The organism is Geminocystis sp. NIES-3708 (genome assembly GCF_001548095.1).
Classification (GTDB): Bacteria; Cyanobacteriota; Cyanobacteriia; order Cyanobacteriales; family Cyanobacteriaceae; genus Geminocystis.
The window spans coordinates 3,596,358-3,613,860 of sequence record NZ_AP014815.1; the positions used below are offsets into that span (position 1 = coordinate 3,596,358).

At 32.4% G+C, this 17,503-nt stretch carries 16 protein-coding genes and 3 tRNA genes; 9 read left to right on the forward strand and 10 right to left on the reverse strand.

Annotation, left to right across the window (positions count from 1 at the left end; genetic code table 11):
* Positions 1 to 37: 37 nt before the first annotated feature.
* Entirely contained in the window at positions 38 to 2,713 is a 2,676-nt protein-coding gene (locus GM3708_RS15780) for an efflux RND transporter permease subunit (protein WP_066348934.1), read from the forward strand.
* A gap of 2 nt (positions 2,714 to 2,715) precedes the next feature.
* Here GM3708_RS15780 and GM3708_RS15785 read toward each other — a convergent pair whose 3' ends face one another.
* Positions 2,716 to 3,357, reverse strand: coding sequence for a hypothetical protein (locus tag GM3708_RS15785; RefSeq protein WP_066348935.1), 642 nt, complete (start codon positions 3,355 to 3,357; stop codon positions 2,716 to 2,718).
* A gap of 83 nt (positions 3,358 to 3,440) precedes the next feature.
* On the reverse strand, positions 3,441 to 3,863 hold the full coding sequence (locus tag GM3708_RS15790) for a hypothetical protein (protein ID WP_066348937.1): 423 nt from the start codon (positions 3,861 to 3,863) through the stop codon (positions 3,441 to 3,443).
* A gap of 89 nt (positions 3,864 to 3,952) precedes the next feature.
* On the opposite strand from GM3708_RS15790, the gene GM3708_RS15795 reads away from it, so the two are divergent.
* Positions 3,953 to 4,963 carry a hypothetical protein gene (locus GM3708_RS15795; protein WP_066348938.1) on the forward strand — a complete coding sequence of 337 codons (1,011 nt, stop codon included), beginning with the start codon at positions 3,953 to 3,955 and terminating at the stop codon, positions 4,961 to 4,963.
* A gap of 7 nt (positions 4,964 to 4,970) precedes the next feature.
* Here the strand turns inward: GM3708_RS15795 and GM3708_RS15800 are convergent, their stop codons facing one another.
* Both GM3708_RS15800 and GM3708_RS15805 read right to left on the reverse strand, forming a co-directional pair.
* On the reverse strand, positions 4,971 to 5,387 hold the full coding sequence (locus tag GM3708_RS15800) for a YidH family protein (RefSeq protein ID WP_066348940.1): 417 nt from the start codon (positions 5,385 to 5,387) through the stop codon (positions 4,971 to 4,973).
* Positions 5,388 to 5,398: 11 nt separating this feature from the next.
* Positions 5,399 to 6,091 (reverse strand): cadmium resistance transporter, encoded by a 693-nt coding sequence (locus GM3708_RS15805; RefSeq protein WP_066348941.1) that lies wholly within the window; start codon positions 6,089 to 6,091, stop codon positions 5,399 to 5,401.
* A 296-nt stretch (positions 6,092 to 6,387) separates the two neighbouring features.
* On the opposite strand from GM3708_RS15805, the gene GM3708_RS15810 reads away from it, so the two are divergent.
* The 3 genes from GM3708_RS15810 to GM3708_RS15820 all read left to right on the forward strand — a co-directional run bounded on the left by GM3708_RS15810 (position 6,388) and on the right by GM3708_RS15820 (position 8,841).
* Entirely contained in the window at positions 6,388 to 6,963 is a 576-nt protein-coding gene (locus GM3708_RS15810; protein WP_066348944.1) for a Crp/Fnr family transcriptional regulator, read from the forward strand.
* 190 nt (positions 6,964 to 7,153) lie between these two features.
* Positions 7,154 to 7,771, forward strand: a complete 618-nt coding sequence (locus GM3708_RS15815; protein ID WP_066348948.1) for a hypothetical protein — start codon at positions 7,154 to 7,156, stop codon at positions 7,769 to 7,771.
* A 116-nt stretch (positions 7,772 to 7,887) separates the two neighbouring features.
* Positions 7,888 to 8,841, forward strand: a complete 954-nt coding sequence (locus tag GM3708_RS15820) for a LysR substrate-binding domain-containing protein (protein WP_066348955.1) — start codon at positions 7,888 to 7,890, stop codon at positions 8,839 to 8,841.
* 47 nt (positions 8,842 to 8,888) lie between these two features.
* On the opposite strand, the gene GM3708_RS15825 is transcribed toward GM3708_RS15820, so the two are convergent.
* Complete coding sequence (locus GM3708_RS15825; RefSeq protein ID WP_066348956.1) at positions 8,889 to 9,656, reverse strand: class II glutamine amidotransferase; 768 nt, start codon at positions 9,654 to 9,656, stop codon at positions 8,889 to 8,891.
* Between the two features lie 83 nt (positions 9,657 to 9,739).
* Positions 9,740 to 9,813 (reverse strand) — tRNA-Met (locus GM3708_RS15830).
* Positions 9,814 to 10,026: 213 nt separating this feature from the next.
* Here GM3708_RS15830 and ilvB point away from each other — a divergent pair.
* Together ilvB and GM3708_RS15840 are read left to right on the forward strand one after the other, a co-directional pair.
* Entirely contained in the window at positions 10,027 to 11,793 is a 1,767-nt protein-coding gene (ilvB, locus tag GM3708_RS15835; protein ID WP_066348957.1) for a biosynthetic-type acetolactate synthase large subunit, read from the forward strand.
* Positions 11,794 to 12,098: 305 nt separating this feature from the next.
* Entirely contained in the window at positions 12,099 to 12,236 is a 138-nt protein-coding gene (locus GM3708_RS15840; protein WP_066348958.1) for a photosystem II reaction center protein K, read from the forward strand.
* Positions 12,237 to 12,595: 359 nt separating this feature from the next.
* Here the strand turns inward: GM3708_RS15840 and GM3708_RS15845 are convergent.
* The 3 genes from GM3708_RS15845 to GM3708_RS15855 all read right to left on the reverse strand — a co-directional run bounded on the left by GM3708_RS15845 (position 12,596) and on the right by GM3708_RS15855 (position 13,920).
* Positions 12,596 to 12,667: transfer RNA gene (locus GM3708_RS15845), tRNA-Thr, on the reverse strand.
* A gap of 3 nt (positions 12,668 to 12,670) precedes the next feature.
* Positions 12,671 to 12,752: transfer RNA gene (locus GM3708_RS15850), tRNA-Tyr, on the reverse strand.
* A gap of 109 nt (positions 12,753 to 12,861) precedes the next feature.
* Complete coding sequence (locus GM3708_RS15855) at positions 12,862 to 13,920, reverse strand: ABC transporter ATP-binding protein (protein WP_066348960.1); 1,059 nt, start codon at positions 13,918 to 13,920, stop codon at positions 12,862 to 12,864.
* A 340-nt stretch (positions 13,921 to 14,260) separates the two neighbouring features.
* On the opposite strand from GM3708_RS15855, the gene GM3708_RS15860 reads away from it, so the two are divergent.
* Positions 14,261 to 15,001 carry a creatininase family protein gene (locus GM3708_RS15860; protein ID WP_066348961.1) on the forward strand — a complete coding sequence of 247 codons (741 nt, stop codon included), beginning with the start codon at positions 14,261 to 14,263 and terminating at the stop codon, positions 14,999 to 15,001.
* Positions 15,002 to 15,045: 44 nt separating this feature from the next.
* Positions 15,046 to 15,861 (forward strand): carbon-nitrogen hydrolase family protein, encoded by an 816-nt coding sequence (locus GM3708_RS15865; RefSeq protein ID WP_066348962.1) that lies wholly within the window; start codon positions 15,046 to 15,048, stop codon positions 15,859 to 15,861.
* Between the two features lie 143 nt (positions 15,862 to 16,004).
* Here the strand turns inward: GM3708_RS15865 and GM3708_RS15870 are convergent, their stop codons facing one another.
* The gene (locus GM3708_RS15870; protein WP_071827630.1) at positions 16,005 to 17,411 is read right to left on the reverse strand and encodes an efflux RND transporter periplasmic adaptor subunit; all 1,407 of its coding nucleotides are present in this window, start codon (positions 17,409 to 17,411) and stop codon (positions 16,005 to 16,007) included.
* Positions 17,412 to 17,503 lie beyond the last annotated feature (92 nt).

Consider the following 17,503-nt stretch of genomic DNA (forward strand, 5'->3'; position numbering starts at 1 on the left):
ATTCTCAATTTTTAATCAATCTATCCTTAAACTATTCATGAATTTTTCTTTACGCCAACGGTTAAATATCTCTCGCCTCGCTATTCAACATCCTTGGTTAACGATTAATTTTTGGATAGCGATAAGTGTCGCAGGATTATTGGCTTTTTCTTCTCTTCAATATGCTTTATTTCCTGACGTGACTTTTCCTGTGGTGATTATTCGCGCTTCGGGAAATTTGGAAACTGTTATTGAGACGGAAAAAAAACTAACGAATCCTTTACAAAAACCTTTACTAAGTCTTGAGTCAATAGAAAATATTGTTTCTTATACTTATCCCAATGAAACAGTCATTACTTCTCTTTTTTTTGCAGGGGATACTCTCGATTCAGCAACCAAAATTATTGAAAATACCATTATAAATGTTAATTTACCAAAGGATGCAAAAATTGAAATTATCCCTTACAATCTCAACGAATCTTCCGTTATTAGTTATGTTTTAACTAGCGATAAAAAAAGTTTAGAAGAAATAACACAAGTAGCGAATAATCAAATTCTTCCGGCTTTAGGAAATATTGACGGTATTTTGAAGGTGAAGGTTTTAGGGTTAGATGTGACTGAAGATGACAATATTACTCCTAGTTTTGTCAGTTTTAATGGTAAAGAAGGTTTAGGAATTCAAGTTATTAAACGGGGAGATGGAAATACTTTAGAAGTGGTAAAATCCGTTGAATCTGTTATTAAAAAATTAGAATCTTCCTTAACAGATATAACGATAAATGTGGCACAAACAGAAGCAGATTATATCAAAGAAGCAACTCAAGCAACTATTGATACTCTTTTCTTGGCGATTATATTAGCAGTCTTGATAATTTTTCCTTTTCTTGGCGATTTTACCGCTACTTTTATCACTGCTTTAGCCATTCCGATTTCTTTACTAGGCACTTTTATTGTCATGGCGATAGGTAATTTTAATTTAGAAACCATTACTTTATTAGCTTTAGCCTTAGTCATTGGGATTGTTGTCGATGATGCCATTGTAGATGTCGAAAATATTATGCGTCATATTGACAATGGTGACTCACCTAAAGAAGCTGCCATCAAAGGTAGTGATGAAATTGGTTTAACAGTATCAGCTTCGACTTTAACAATTGTGGCGGTTTTTTTACCAGTGGCATTAACTAGCGGAAATGTTGGGCAATTTTTTAAACCTTTTGGTTTAACTGTTTCGGCGGCGGTGATAATTTCTCTTTTAGTCGCACGCACTTTATCCCCTGTTTTAGCTATGTTTTGGTTAAAAGGGAAAAAGCATCAGGAAAAGATGAAAAATTCTAGGGTGACAAATATTAGTAATAAAATTATCAGAAAATATCGTAATTTATTAATTTGGTCATTATCTCACCGTAAAATAGTTTTAATTGCGACTTTAGTGAGTTTTATTCTTGGTATCGCTTTAATTCCTTTTATTCCTCAGGGTTTTATTCCTCAATTAGATAGGGGAGAATTTAATATTGTTTATACTACCGAATTGCCAAAAATTCCTCGTGACTGGAAAATTAATGAAAATCAAGAAAAAACTTCTGCTGTCAATGATAATAATTCCACTTTTAACTGGATAGGAGAAATAAAAGATAATCCCAATGGTTTTATTTTAAGACGTACTCGTCGTGTCGGGGAAAAAATTGAGACGTTGATTTTAGACACTCCTGAAATAGAATCTATTTTTAATATAGTTGGTTTTCGAGGGCAACCAAATCTAGGCAAAATTTATGTTAAGTTAAAAAGAGCTCGAACATTAAATACTTTCGAGGTGCAAACTAAAATTAGGGAAAGTTTACCTAGTCTTAGAGGAGTTAATATCAGCGTTGAAGATATTAAATTTGTTGACACAGGAGATGAGAAACCTTTTTCTTTTCGGTTAATAAGTGATAATCTTACTTCTTTGAATCAAAGTGCCAATAAAGTTAAAGAGAAATTAGCAAATTTTTCAGGGTTAACAGACTTAACTATTTCCCCCTCAGAAATTTTCACTGAGGAAAATAATATCACGATGATTGAACATTTTAATGGTAAACGGTCAATTACTTTTTCTGCTAATTTGGGAAAAGGAGAAGCTTTGGGAGATTTAACTTCTGAAGTAGTAAACAAGATTCAACCCATTTTATTTCCTGATGTTACCCTTTCGGTGGGCGGAGATTCTGCAAGAATGGCAGAAATTGCAAGACAATTTAGTATCATTTTTATCTTATCCATCGCCTTTATGCTATTGTTACTATGGGCATTATTTGGCAGTTTACTAGAACCAATAGTCGTGGCTTTATCACTACCTTTATCTATTGTTGGTGCTATGTTAGCCTTACTAATCACTCAAAGTGCCTTTGGTATGATTTCTTTACTAGGGGTTATTTTTCTGTTGGGATTATTAGATAAAAACGCTTTATTATTGGTAGATTATGCTAATCAACTTCGTCGCCGAGGAATATCCCGTCAAGAAGCAATTATAATAACGGGAATGACGAGATTGCGCCCGATTTTAATGACAACTTTTTCGACTATTTTAGGAATGTTACCCATTGCGATGGGATTTGGTGCAGGTGCAGAATTAAGACAACCAATGGCAGTGGCAATTATTGGTGGTTTATTAACCTCGACCATTCTATGTTTAGTTTTCGTGCCTGTCTTTTATACCATTGTGGAAGATTGTTGGTTAAAAATTCAAAATAAAAATAAATGAAGTTAATAAGCAATACCACGATAAGTTCTAGGTTTTACTTTATGATTAGATAATGTTTGATTTTCAACTATAATTTGGTTATCAGTCGTTTGATTAATGGTGGCTCCTCGATATTTTTTTACATCTTCTGTTATTTCTAATGAATCAGATATAAGCTGTCTTTTATTCTTATTTTCTTTCGTTTTTTCTTGAATATTTTCACTATCACTAGACTGAAAAAGATTATAATCTTCCTCTAAAAATATTGTTTGGTTATTAATCTCTTTTCTATCTATAAATGTTGTTTCTATATCAATTTCTGTCTGATTATCATTGAAAGAAGATAATGAAAAATGATTAGATTCTTCGGGATTATATTCCTCAATTTCTTTTTTGATTACTGTGAAGTCTTGAGATTCAATTATTTCTTTAACTGTATCTTCTTCTACCCATATTGTATAAGAATAGTTGGTATCTATAATAAAACTTTCTTTACCTTTTTTTATCATCTCTTGGCATAAGTTTAAGGCTTTTTCTTTGAATTTTTTAGGTAAATCTGATTGACGATGAAAAGTTTTTCCGAAGTAATTTAAGGTTAAAGATCTTTTGATTTCTGATGACGAAATTCCTTGTTGGGTTAATTCTTCTAAAAGAAGTAGTTTCATAGCTAAATTTATAAGATAATAATAAGTTAATGAGAAGTATAATAGTTTGATTTAAAAGTTAAAAATGTAAACTAAAATACAGATTACCAAATTTGATAACTAGAATATTTTTCTGAATTTTTTTCTTTTGTATTTATTAATATTCTCCACGTATAACCTTTAGGTTGTCTTTGTAAATCTAAATTAAAACTATTATTTATAATGCGATTTTTTCCTCTATTTTGCTTGAAATCTAATTTATATGTGCCTTCTAAATGATAAGTTGGTAAATTATTAATCATAGTAGGTTCAATTTTTTCAATATTGATTTTTGTCACATGTAACTTAGGAGCTTTTATTTGTAACTGTTCACTTAAATATTGATGTTGTCTTTGAAGTTTAAAAATAATAGCTTTTTCAATAATGGGAGGATTCGGTGCAAATTCTAAAGGTGGTTGACTATTTTCGCAACCTGTACATAATACTAAAATAAATAGACATATTTGGAGTAAAATTTTATTGGTCATAAATATCTTTTTTTATAAACTATTGTTCTTTTGTCGTAAGCTATTATTCATATAATTAGTAGATTAAGACAGTAAGATTTTTAAATACTATGGTGGAAAATTACCAAAATTCTGATAATAATAATAATTCATCTATTGAAATTAAAAAAACCTTAAAAAGAACTATTCTTCAATTAGAAAAAGCTATCAATATTATTAATCAAAAATCTATCAAAGATTTACCTAATTTAAAAGTTGTAGAAAGATTACTTAATTCTAGTAATGCCTTAGTAGATTATTTACAGCTTAGAACTTCTCAAGTTGATAATGAGGAAAATTTAGTTCGAACAATTATTAATGATAATGATGAATATTATGAAATTAATAATAATCAAAAGAAAAGAAATATTGATTTAAAAAAAGACAAGAAAAATAGGACAAATTTAATTTTAGTTATTGCTTTGATAATCAGTCTTTTTAGTAATTTATTAATTTGGTGGTTTAAGCCTAATATTACTGTTAATTTATCTAAAAATAGCGACAATAATAGTCAAATGGAGTATCAAGAATCTCAAGAAAATAAAATAACCATTGATAATACTCCTATTATAGATAATAAAAATATTTCTACAGAAGAAAATAATGAGAATCCAATTGATAATAATACTTTATTAAATAATTCTAATTCTTTAGAAATAATCAATGATAAAATAGAAGAAAATATAATCAAAAATGAAGATAAAATAAAAGATAACAATAATCTTGATGATGAAAATATAAAGAATAAAAATGAGAATCCTCTTGAAGAATATTTATCTTTACCATTAACTCCTGAGCAGTCTTTATTACAAAACATTGAAACTCAAATTGCTGATATTACTAATAAGTATCAAAAGAAATTAATTATAAAAATAGAAGCTAATTTTAGTAATAATAATTTAATAATTACTATGAGTCAAGATTGGTATAGTTTAAATAATAGTCAACAAAATAATTTAGTTAAAGATATATTTGATAAAGTTAAAACTCTTAATTTTTATAAGTTTAATATTGAAGATATAAATGGCAAATTGTTAGCTCGAAACGCTGTAGTAGGTAATGATTTTATCATTATAAATTAAGGTTCATTCACATCATTAATATATCATTAGGATCAGGGGAAGTAGTAAATACTATATAAATAATTCCCGCTCCTAAAAAGGTAATGGCTAAACTAAATAAAATTACCCATCGGTCAGGTGGTTCATATGTATCCTCCTCAATGTCACGACGAACAATAAAATATTGGATTGTTGAGAGTAAAACCGTTAGTAAGCCAACGACAGAAAAAACTAAGCCCATTTTCCAACCAATGCCGGGGCGAGGTAATTCGGGAGGATGAAAAGCACGAAGACGCAAAATTACGACACCAAATCCCATTAATCCCACAGACGTACGCATCCAAGCTAAGTACGTTCGTTCGTTTGCTAAATGATCTCTTGTGCGAGAAGGGTTTAATGCTTTGGCTTTGGCTGAACTTTCTTTTGTTGACTTGCTAAAAAACATAGTATATTTAATTATTCTTCTTCGGAAAATCGATTTTGTTCGAGATTAATAGCCCATAAGTAACTAATAATTAGGGCTAAAGATGATAACCAGAAATTTTCTTGGACAATATATACCCCTAAACCTATTAAAACACAAGGTACGAGAGTATTTCCATAACTGGTCAATAAATTGGCGATCGCCTTAATATTAGTTAATTTATAGGCGACAAAACACCACACCGCCACTAACACTAAAAAGGTAATCACAGTAATCAACAAACCTTGAATATTCGTATTGGCAAATAATGGTAAATAAACACTAATATTATCACTACCATTGGCAATAGTAATAGCCGCAACACTATAAATTTGAGGGGATACTAAACGAGTTAGCCAGTTAGAAGGATGATGATTTATGGATAATTCATTCTCTTCATTTCTTTCCTCAGATTCGATTTTGTAAAGATAAACTATCCCTACAATAACGGGAATAATGCCTAATCCTCTAAGAAAATAACTAGGAATAAGAAAAGTACCAAAAAATCCCGGTAAACTAGCTAAAACTAAGAATATAAACCCTAAATATTGACCAATAACGATTTGCCGACGACGAAATAAAACATTCACTTCACCAAAAAATAACGTCAAAATCATGATGTCATCTAAATTAGTAGCTGTAAAAGTGGCGATCGCCTTGGTGATAGCAATAAATAAATCTGTCATGAGTTTCCTAATAATGAAAGGCTAAGAAAGTTTAATTAATGATTAAAACAAAAATAATTTTTCTTATTTTTTTCACTTTAATTTGAACAACCCATAAAAATCAAATGGTCTTTTTTGTTTAATCCATAAATAAAAATGATAATCAAATAACATAAAATCAGCATTTTAGCTAATTTTTACAATAAAAATCTTTCATCCAGAAAACAATTGTAAGAACTTTAAAAATGAAAGCAAATACATTTTAAAATAAAATGTGCAAAAATGGAAGTCATAAAATCAAAAAAAGGTCTCAATATATGACTGCTATGATATTACGAAATGGAACTCCTTTAACAACATTCAAACAACATCAAAGTATATATTTGAGGCGTTCATTTTTACCTCTACGTAGAGATGGCTTTTGGCAAATTCAATCAGGAGTCGTTCGTACTTTTAGTTGGCTTGATGATGGTACAGTGGTTGTATTTGGTTTGTGGGGCAAAGGAGATATTATTTCCCCGTTACTTTCTAAAGCCCATTCTTTTAAAATGGAATGTTTAACGGATGTCAAAATCACTTATTTATCGCTACATCAACAAACAGAAATCAATCAAGCCTTAATTTCTCAAACTCAAGAAATACAACAGTTAATGACAATCAAACACTATCGCCCAGTTAATGAAGCATTAATGCAACTACTAAGATGGCTAGGGAAAAAATTTGGAGAAGAGAGAAAAAATGGTATTTTGATCGATCTACGATTAACCCATCAAGAAATTGCTGAAACTATTTGTACAACTAGGGTTACAGTCACTAGGTTATTATCATTATTTGAAAAAAGAGGTATTATTGATCGTCCAACGAAACACTCTATTATCTTAAAATACAATTGAAAAAATATCAAAAAACAAGTAAAATCAATATTGAATCGTTTTTAGAGTAAAATAAACTAAGATTATTCTGTAGATAGAAAAAAGTAATTACTTCTCAGAATAAAATAAAGTAAAATTATAATACAAATAAAAATCAAGAATATATATTCTTTGATTTCTTCTAAATAACCTTACACATAAGGAGAAAATGATGAAAAAATTACAAATTTGGCTCGTTAGTTTATTGTGTGTCGCAAATATTTTTATTGCTTCCCCAGCTTTAGCTGATCGCATTGCCAAAAAAAGTCCCGACTATCCCGTTGTCGTTGAAAATTTGAATACTATATTAGCTGTTCAGGCAGATCCACAACAAAAAGAATACACACCAGAAGAACTAAAGCAAGTTATTAGTGATTTACAATTTCAAAAATATGTATTAGAAACCTCTGAAGACTGGGGCATTTGCCGTAATGAAACAGGTAAAAACATAGGTATTTATGTACGGAATCCTAAAAAAGCCACACCTAGTACATTATTGTATTTAGGTACTGGAGAAGAAACCGACGATAACTGGGATTGTGAAGGAGTTTATATTCCTAATGATGTTAATGTCGCATCTTTAGAAATTCCTACAGGACAACCAGCCGCAGTAAGAATTCTTGACGGAACAAATTTAACTATTAGTAGTAATCCTGATACGGGAGAATTAATATTAGATGCACCTCCTGCACTAATCGAAGTACTTGATGCTACTGATACAACCTTATCAATTCCTAATATTGCTCAAACAGAAGTTGATGCACAAGTAGCTAATGCACCCATCGACTAATTAAATAATAAGTAATAAGTAATAAGTTTTAAAGAAAAATTTATATTTTATTACTAATTATTTTGGGGGTTTAATCCCCTTTTTTAATCTTCATTTTTTGATATTAATAATTTACTATGGCACAAATGACTTTAGATCAATTGCGAGTATTTCTTGCTGTTGCTGAACATTTACACTTTACTCGTGCCGCCGATACTTTATATGTTACGCAACCTGCTGTTAGTGCGGCTATTCAAAATTTAGAAATAGAATATGGTGTCAAGTTATTTCATCGTTTAGGAAGACATATTGAAATTACAGAGGCTGGAAGATTATTACAAGTAGAAGCACCAAAAATTTTAGATCAAGTTGCCTTGACAGAAAGAGCATTAAAAGAATTAAATAATTTACAAAGAGGAGAGTTAAAGATTGGCTCTAGTTTAACAATTGGTAATTATTGGTTACCAGAAAAAATTAGTCAATTTCAACGAACTTATCCACAAATTAATATTAATTGTACCTTAGCAAATAGTGAAGAAATTTCTTTAGGTACTGCCAATGGAAAATTTGATTTAGGTTTAATAGAAGGGGAAGTAAAATCTGGTTTTAATGATATTTTACACCAAGAAGAAATCGGCAGTGATCGACTGTTAATTATCGTCGGAAAACAACATCCTTGGTTTGAAAAAGAAAAAATTAAATTAAGCGAATTAAATCATACTGATTGGATTATGAGAGAGTCTGGTTCTGGTACTCAACAAAGATTAGAAGAAGCCTTAATGAACTGGGAAATTAATCCTAAGCAATTAAAAACTACTCTAATTTTAAATACAGGAGAAATGATAAAAGCTATTTTAGAACAGACTCAATGTGCGGCAGGAATTTCTGAATTAATGGTCAAAAAAGAGATTAAACTAGGAACTCTTAAACCTGTAAAAATAATAGATGATCGTACAGTGATGCTTAATAATTATCAGAGAAATTCTAAAAAGTTAGAAATGATTAGACCATTTTTAAAAATAAAACATCGTGAAAGATTCCAGACAAAAATAGCTCAAGTTTTTGAAAAAATTTTATCTTTTATGGAATAGTTATATATTATTAATTTGAGTTATTCTTAACAAGAATATTTGTAGTTTTACATAATAAGATTACCATTTTGAAAAACCAATAATTGTTCTTGGGAAATACTTGTCCATATTTCATTATCCGTTAAAGGTAAAGTTGCAATAATTGCGACTTGATCATTTTTTTTGGTTAAAGCTCGAAAATCAACAGTAACATCTTCATCTATTAAGTGCGCAGCCGCAAAGGGAGCTTGACGAACTAAATAGTGTAACTTAGTTGAACAATGAGCAAAAAGATATTCTCCATTAGAGAGTAAATAATTAAAAATTCCGTATCGAGATAAATTTTGAGTGATCGTTTTTAGAATAGGATAAAGTTCTAATAAAGTTGGCTTACCATTTGGAAAACTTTGACGAAGAGTTTCTAACAATAAACAAAAGGCTTTTTCACTATCTGTTGTACCTACAGTTTGATAAATTCCTCTTAAGTTCGGTTCAAAATTATCTAAATTACCGTTATGGGCAAAAACCCAATAATTTCCCCATAATTCACGCTGAAATGGATGACAATTTTCTAAACCAATTTCTCCTTGAGTCGCTTTACGAATATGAGCAATGACATTTTTCGACTTGATGGGATACTGTTTCACTAATTGAGCAATGGGAGAATTAATGGATGGATTATCATCTAAAAAAATACGACATCCTAAATCCTCAAAAAAGGCAATACCCCAACCATCTCGATGTTCATCAGTTTTACCTCCTCTAGCACAAAAACCTTCAAAGGAAAAACAAATATCAGTTGGTACGTTAGAATTCATGCCCAAAAGTTGACACATACAATAAAACAGCTAGAAAATAATAATTATATTATTATCCAAAGTTTACTAAATTGAACTTTTTATTTTTTTAGCTGATAATATGGCGGGAGGCGGATTTGAACCACCGACCTTCGGGTTATGAGCCCGACGAGCTACCTGGCTGCTCTATCCCGCGATGCCTTTACTATAATAACCAGTATTTTTATTTTTAGCAACCTTTTTTCTTAAATTAATTATTTCTCAGTAGAAATCATCATTTATGGCTTTCACAGATTAAGGTAAAATAAAGATAATTATGTAACAAATTAAAAAAAATAAACACATAATCCACAACTAATTCTACAATCAAGATATAGACATAGTTGTAGATTGCTAAATACGAAAATCTATGGTAGCTTCTAATATTCCTTCTTTTAAATTATCAACAGATGTAATTCCTCTCCGATGTAGTGGTGCTTATGCGTTGATGGATAGTCTTTGTCGTCACGGAGTTAAGCATATTTTTGGTTATCCCGGAGGTGCTATTTTACCTATTTACGATGAATTGTATCGTTTTGAAGCCAAAGGTGAGTTACACCATATTCTTGTAAGACACGAACAAGGAGCAGCCCATGCCGCCGATGGTTATGCCCGTGCCACTGGTAAAGTAGGGGTTTGTTTTGGCACTTCTGGACCTGGTGCGACAAACTTAGTTACAGGTATCGCTACTGCTCATATGGACTCTATTCCGATGGTAATTATCACAGGACAAGTACCTAGAGATGCAATTGGCTCAGATGCTTTTCAGGAAACAGATATTTATGGAATCACTTTACCCATTGTGAAACATTCCTACGTTGCTCGTCATGCTAGAGATATTGCTTGGATTATTGCCGAAGCATTTTATATCGCTAGTACAGGCAGACCAGGTCCAGTTTTAGTAGATATTCCTAAAGATGTCGGCTTAGAAGAATGTGAGTATGTACCAGTAAATCCGGGTGAAGTTAAGCTTTCAGGTTATCGCCCCACCGTTAAAGGAAATCCTCGTCAAATTAATGCCGCAGTTGAATTAATTGCTTGTGCTAAAAAACCTTTACTTTATGTTGGTGGTGGTGCTATCTTATCTAACGCCCATGCTCAAATTAAAGAATTAGCAGAACGTTTTCAACTACCTGTTACGACTACTCTAATGGGCTTAGGTGCATTTGACGAACATAATCCTCTTTCGGTGGGTATGTTAGGAATGCACGGTACTGCTTATGCGAACTTTGCTGTTAGTGAATGTGATTTATTAATTGCCGTTGGTGCAAGATTTGATGATCGAGTGACAGGTAAACTAGATGAATTTGCTTCTGGTGCAAAAGTGATTCATGTGGATATTGATCCTGCCGAAGTTGGTAAAAATCGTCGTCCTGATGTTCCTATTGTCGGCGATGTGCGTCAAGTCTTAGAGCAAATTTTACAACGTGCCAGAGAATTAGATTTACCCGTCAAAGATACTTTAACTGACGATTGGTTAGCAAAGATTGATACTTGGAAACAAAACTATCCTTTAGAAATACCTCATCCTGAAGACTCTCTTTCTCCTCAAGAAGTGATTGTTGAAGTAGGTCGCCAAGCTCCTAATGCTTACTACACAACAGATGTAGGTCAACATCAAATGTGGGCGGCACAATTTTTAAAAACAGGACCGAATCGTTGGATTTCTAGTGCTGGTTTAGGTACAATGGGTTTTGGTTTACCCGCTGCCATGGGTGCAAAAGTAGCTGTACCTGATGAGGAAGTTATTTGTATTAGTGGGGATGCTAGTTTTCAAATGAATTTACAAGAGTTAGCTACCCTTGCTCAATATAATATCAAAGCTAAAATCGTTATCATTAATAATCGTTGGCAAGGAATGGTTCGCCAATGGCAAGAAACTTTTTATGGTGAACGCTATTCTTCTTCTAATATGGAAATAGGAATGCCTGATTTTGCTCTTTTAGCAAAAGCTTTTGGTGTTAAAGGCATGGATGTAACTCAACGCAGTGAGTTGTCAGGTGCGATCACTGAAATGTTAGCGCATGATGGTCCTGTATTATTAAATGTTCAGGTAAAACGGGATCAAAATTGTTATCCAATGGTAGCACCGGGTAAAAGTAACGCTGAAATGTTAGGATTACCATCGCAAAAATGATCAAAACAAGGCAGGTGGACAAGTGGACAAATATAAAAACTCCGAATATTTTTACATTATTAAAATCATTTAACTGATTAACAAAAAATATAATTTCCCTGTCAGCCTTTCTTCCAAGTCATTTATAACCTATTTTAAAATTGAACTCAGGTTACTTGCTATTTTCAGCAAAAAACTTTTTCATCACATCCTCATTAACAATTAACAATTTTACATTTTAATAAGAATTGGTGAGATTTTTCACCCATAATGATAATATAGATTACCAATTAGAAAAATCTGTTTAGCAAGGAACTCTTTTTATTATGGAAGCTACTATGTTATTGGCTAAACTACCAGAGGCTTACGAAATTTTTAAACCTTTAGTAGATGTATTGCCCATTATCCCTTTATTCTTTTTGTTATTAGCTTTTGTTTGGCAAGCAGCGGTTGGTTTTAGATAAATCGCCTTTCCAAATCAAAATATCAATGATGTGATCTAAACCCATACTTTTTAAATTCTTAAAGAGTGTGGGTTTTTTGTAAGTTAGCAAAGCTTATTGATACTTATTAATTGAAAGTTTTAGTTATGATCTTACGAAATTCAGCACTTTCACTGATCGTAAAGTCAACTACAAAACGTACGAAACTAAAACAACAACAATACTATAACAACAACAATACTATATAATTAACTCAAGATAGCTTGAAAAGAACACAGTTTTGGTAATAAATAGTACTTAATGATATCAGTCACCTAATTGTATTTCGATACCTATAAATTATGGTGAAAATTAATTTGGTACTTTAGAAATTATAATAAAGCCTTTGACGAGGATTGAACTCGTGACCTCACCCTTACCAAGGGTGTGCTCTACCACTGAGCTACAAAGGCACATGGGCCGAGCTGGATTTGAACCAGCGTAGGCGTAGCCAGCGGATTTACAGTCCGCCCCCATTAACCACTCGGGCATCGACCCCTTTGTTTTCACATTTATATATTATAGCTCAAAGTTTTTTAAAATGCCAACATAATTTTAAAAAAAGTGTACAGTATATTTTGTTGGTGAAAATTTTTTGAAACATATATCAAGCAAGAGGAAAAATTTGAGCAGTTTTAGGAATAATATTTAGTTTAACTTTTGCACCGATAGGTAACTGAGTTTTTACATCTGTGCGTGCATGAAGTCTTTTACCTGAATAAGTTTGTAAACAATAACGATATTCTCTTCCCAAAAATTCTCTTTCCTGAATCACTGTAACTCCATCTTCATCAGGTTGTAGAATTACGTCCTCTTGACGAAACATTAATTCCCCTTGATGAAAACTAACAGGGGTATCAATACACCATTCACCTAATTCTGTACACCATACTTCTCCTTGTTTTGTTGCTTGTAAAAAATTCGCTTGAGTAACAAATTGAGCTACAAACTTACAGTCTGGTTTGGTATAAATTTCTTCAGGTGTACCTATTTGAGCCAATTTTCCTTGATCCATTACACCTATTTTATCAGCGATCGCCATAGCTTCTTCTTGATCATGAGTGACAAAAATAGCTGCGGTGTTAGTACTTTTTAGTATCGTACGTATTTCATGGCGAAGTCTTTCTCTTACCTGCACATCCAAATTACTTAAAGGTTCATCTAATAAGATTAACTTAGGTTGGGGTGCTAAAGCTCTGGCTAAAGCAATTCTTTGTTGTTGTCCACCTGATAGTTCATGAGGATAACGCTTCTCAAAACCACTTAAACCAACTAATTGCAAAACTTCTGCAACTCTATTTTTTATTTGTTGACTATTGGGGCGTGGTTTTTTCGTTTTTAAACCAAAAGAAATATTATCAGCTACATTAAGATGAGGAAATAAAGCATAATCTTGAAATACCATACCTGTATGACGCTTTTCTGGTTCAACCCAGTTGATACCTCCAGTGACAATTTTCCCACCTAATTCAATCATCCCCTCAGAAGGTTTTTCAAATCCAGCAATAATTCTTAGTAAAGTAGTTTTACCACAGCCAGAAGGACCTAATAATCCTAATAATTCACCTTCTTGTAAATTAAAACTAACTTGATTCACTGCTGAGATTGGATTTCCAGAGAATTTTTTACTAACTCCTTTGACTTCGAGAATTGCTGATTCTGTCATGATTATACGCAAATACGATAGATTATTTTTAATAAGAATTCTTCTCAATTATTTTCAATATACCATGAACCATCAATAATGCACAATTAGAAATTAATTAAAGGATTATAATACCTAAGCCAAAATTATCATTACTTGATTAAACTATTTGTGTCAAATAATAATCATCATTTGAACCGAGGCTTTCGTATTGTTGTAAATTGTTTAGTTAATTAATATTGGCGACAAACAAGATTCATCATGCCAAATCAACTGTTGTGGTGATAAATTCTTGTCGTTGAATATTGCTACACTCTTAATTTAAAATCACTATAATCAAAATGTGTGGGAATAAATAAAAATGCAGTTACATTTATGTACATGGATAGAAGTTGAAACTTATTTACAACATAATAATTCTATTATTATACCGATCGGATCTACAGAACAACACGGACCTACAGGATTAATCGGTACAGATGCCATTTGTGCCGAAAAAGTGGCTTTAGGGGTATCAAATAACGTTAAAACTATCGTCGCACCAACAATTAATGTAGGTATGGCTCTCCACCATACTGCCTTCCCGGGTACAATCAGCCTACGTCCGACAACTTTAATTGTATATGTGCAAGATTATGTTACTTCTTTAGCTAAAGCAGGTTTTCGTAAATTCTTTTTTATCAATGGTCATGGTGGTAATATTGCGACACTCAAAGCCGCTTTTTCTCAAATTTATGATTATTTAGACTGTTTAAATTTAGTTAATAGTGATCAAGTTAAATGTAAAATCGCTAATTGGTTTATGGGTAGAGAAGTTTATTTGTTGGCAAAGAAATTATATGGTGAAGAAGAAGGCTCTCATGCTACCCCTTCAGAAGTAGCATTGACTCAATTTGTGTATCCTGATGTGATTAAAAACGCAGTTTTAGGGGAACAAGTAGGAAAAGGACATCCAATTTATGGGGCTAGTAATTTTCGTGGTTGCTACCCTGATGGTAGAATGGGATCAAATCCGGCTTTGGCAACTCCTGAACACGGTCAACAGTTCTACGAGTTGGCGGTGAAAGAACTAACTGAAAGTTATCTTGAATTTATTAGTTAGAAACGGTCTGAAAACTTTATTTTGTTAAGCACATTAAATTACACATGAAATCATATATTGCGGCGGCAGTTTGCATGACTAGCACTCCTGATCTTGACAACAATTTAACTCAAGCAGAAGAATTAATTGAATTAGCAGTTAATCAAGGAGCAAAATTAATTGGTTTACCCGAAAATTTCTCCTTTTTAGGTGATGATCAAGAAAAAATTGCTCAAGTGGAAAATATAGCCATTAAAAGTGAAAAATTCTTGATTCGCATGGCACAACGTTTTCAAATAACTATTTTAGGTGGTGGGTTTCCTACTCCTGTAATGGAAGATAAATCTAAAGCTCATAATACTGCTATTTTAATTAATGCCAATGGTTTAGAACTCGCTCGTTATGATAAAGTGCATTTATTTGATGTAAATGTGCCTGACGGAAACAATTATCATGAATCTAACACTGTAAAAGCTGGATCTAGTTTGCCCCCTGTTTATGATGGCGGTGATTTAGGTAAATTGGGTTTATCGATCTGTTATGATGTGCGTTTTCCTGAAGTTTATCGTCATTTATCCCGTGAAGGTGCAGAAATTCTCTTTATCCCCGCCGCTTTTACTGCTTATACAGGCAAAGATCACTGGCAAGTTTTATTACAAGCAAGAGCCATCGAAAATACTTGCTATGTGATTGCTCCTGCACAAACTGGTAATCATTATGCTCGTCGTTTTACCCATGGTCATGCTATGATTATTGATCCTTGGGGTTCGATTTTAACTACCACAGGCTCTCAAACAGGAGTTGCCATTGCGGAAATTAATCCTCAAAGATTACAACAGGTACGTCAACAAATGCCTTGTTTACAACATCGAGTATTTTAAGAATTAGGATCTGCTAAAAAAAGTATTTTATTTTGAGGGGGTAGCTATCAGTAATCAACTATCAGCTTAAATGACCAAAAATCAAGTTTTGTCTTTAAAAACTATTGCCCATTCCCCGTATTTACAACCACATTGAGCAAACTCTACTTGGTGCTTGAAGTTAATTCCGCCTCAGTGACAGGAGTATTATTTCTTAAATCTAAAATTCGAGAAGTAATAATACGATCGCCTGGACGAACCCCTGAAAGCACCTGAAATTCTTGTCCTTGAATTCTTCCCACAGTAATGGGGATTTGTTTTGCCATCAAAGAAGACTCAGATTCTCCCGGTTGAGCAACAAAAACAAATTTTTGCCCCCCTAAGCTACTAACCGCATTAGTAGGAATTAATACCCCCGGACTAGTTTGCCAAATAATACGAGTACGAACATATTTTTCATCCTTAAATATATTATTATTATTAAAAGTAACCTTAATATTTACAGACTGGTTTGACTGATCAACTATAGGAGAAATATAATTCACACTACCTGAAACTACAGCAGAATTATCTTCATTGAGAATTTGTACGGGAAGACCAATTTTCAGACGGTTAAGATTCTCACTAGGTACATTAACATTGAGATGAAATTGATTATTACTGGTAATCGTCGTAAAAGTTTCACCTCTGTTAAGATAATCACCAACTTTTTTCTTTTTAAAATCACCTACAATACCACTGACAGGAGCAACAATTCTGTTGAAAATTAATTCTTGTTCGATACTTCCTTTATTTCCTCTTGATTGATCAATATTTGCTTTTGATCTAGCAACATTAGCTCTTGCACCTTGTATTCTCTCATTGGCTACTTTTAAATTACTTAATGCTGAATTAAGAGATTCTTTTGTAGTTTGGACTTGAGATCGTGCTGCTTGTACTGCTTCTTTTTGAGCCGAAACTGTTGCCTTAGAGGTATTTAAGTCTCTTGTTTTATCATCTAAATCTTGTTTGGGTAAGACTCCAGAGTTCACCAAGAAAGTAGAACGTTCATGATTAACCTTAGCTAATTCTAGATCTGCAGTTGCCCTTTGTAAATCAGCAAGAGCAGATTTTAAATTTGCTTCCGCACGACTAACATCGGCTCTTAAACCCGCTACTTGAGATGAAGTACTGTCTTTTTCCCCTTCTCGTTGTCTTAATTCCGATTGAGATTGAGTAAAAGCCGCTATTTGACTTTGGACATTAGCATCAGCCGCAAAGACATTTTCTTCTTGTTGAGTAGGCTCTAATTCTGCTATTAATTCTCCTTGATTAACAAAATCCCCTTCTTGAACAGCTATTTGCTTGATTCTACCATTAATTTCTGGGGCTAAATTAACTCTCTGGATAGCCTCTAATGTACCTACATATTCAGTACTATCAATAAGTTGAGCCTGTTGTGCTGTGGTTATATTAACAGGTATAGCAGTTGGTGCAGGAGCTTGGGTTTTTTCTTGATTACATCCTGTGGTTAACATTGCTAACAAAGAAACCGTCGTCACAATATTTTTACTTTTAATTTGGTTTTTCATAAACATTTATCCTAAATTGATTCAATTTTCAACATTTAAGGTTAAGAGTAAATCAAATCACTCTTATGAGATCGATCTTACCTCGAACTACT

Bases quoted from the DNA above. Each gene is read 5' to 3' on its own strand.
- GM3708_RS15825 (WP_066348956.1), bottom strand. From the start codon at position 9,656: ATGTGTCAACTTTTGGGCATGAATTCTAACGTACCAACTGATATTTGT.
- GM3708_RS15795 (WP_066348938.1), top strand. From the start codon at position 3,953: ATGGTGGAAAATTACCAAAATTCTGATAATAATAATAATTCATCTATT.
- GM3708_RS15870 (WP_071827630.1), bottom strand. From the start codon at position 17,411: ATGAAAAACCAAATTAAAAGTAAAAATATTGTGACGACGGTTTCTTTG.
- GM3708_RS15805 (WP_066348941.1), bottom strand. From the start codon at position 6,091: ATGACAGATTTATTTATTGCTATCACCAAGGCGATCGCCACTTTTACA.
- GM3708_RS15780 (WP_066348934.1), top strand. From the start codon at position 38: ATGAATTTTTCTTTACGCCAACGGTTAAATATCTCTCGCCTCGCTATT.
- GM3708_RS15820 (WP_066348955.1), top strand. From the start codon at position 7,888: ATGGCACAAATGACTTTAGATCAATTGCGAGTATTTCTTGCTGTTGCT.
- GM3708_RS15860 (WP_066348961.1), top strand. From the start codon at position 14,261: ATGCAGTTACATTTATGTACATGGATAGAAGTTGAAACTTATTTACAA.
- GM3708_RS15815 (WP_066348948.1), top strand. From the start codon at position 7,154: ATGAAAAAATTACAAATTTGGCTCGTTAGTTTATTGTGTGTCGCAAAT.
- GM3708_RS15865 (WP_066348962.1), top strand. From the start codon at position 15,046: ATGAAATCATATATTGCGGCGGCAGTTTGCATGACTAGCACTCCTGAT.
- GM3708_RS15810 (WP_066348944.1), top strand. From the start codon at position 6,388: ATGACTGCTATGATATTACGAAATGGAACTCCTTTAACAACATTCAAA.
- GM3708_RS15785 (WP_066348935.1), bottom strand. From the start codon at position 3,357: ATGAAACTACTTCTTTTAGAAGAATTAACCCAACAAGGAATTTCGTCA.
- GM3708_RS15800 (WP_066348940.1), bottom strand. From the start codon at position 5,387: ATGTTTTTTAGCAAGTCAACAAAAGAAAGTTCAGCCAAAGCCAAAGCA.
- GM3708_RS15855 (WP_066348960.1), bottom strand. From the start codon at position 13,920: ATGACAGAATCAGCAATTCTCGAAGTCAAAGGAGTTAGTAAAAAATTC.
- GM3708_RS15790 (WP_066348937.1), bottom strand. From the start codon at position 3,863: ATGACCAATAAAATTTTACTCCAAATATGTCTATTTATTTTAGTATTA.
- ilvB (WP_066348957.1), top strand. From the start codon at position 10,027: ATGGTAGCTTCTAATATTCCTTCTTTTAAATTATCAACAGATGTAATT.
- GM3708_RS15840 (WP_066348958.1), top strand. From the start codon at position 12,099: ATGGAAGCTACTATGTTATTGGCTAAACTACCAGAGGCTTACGAAATT.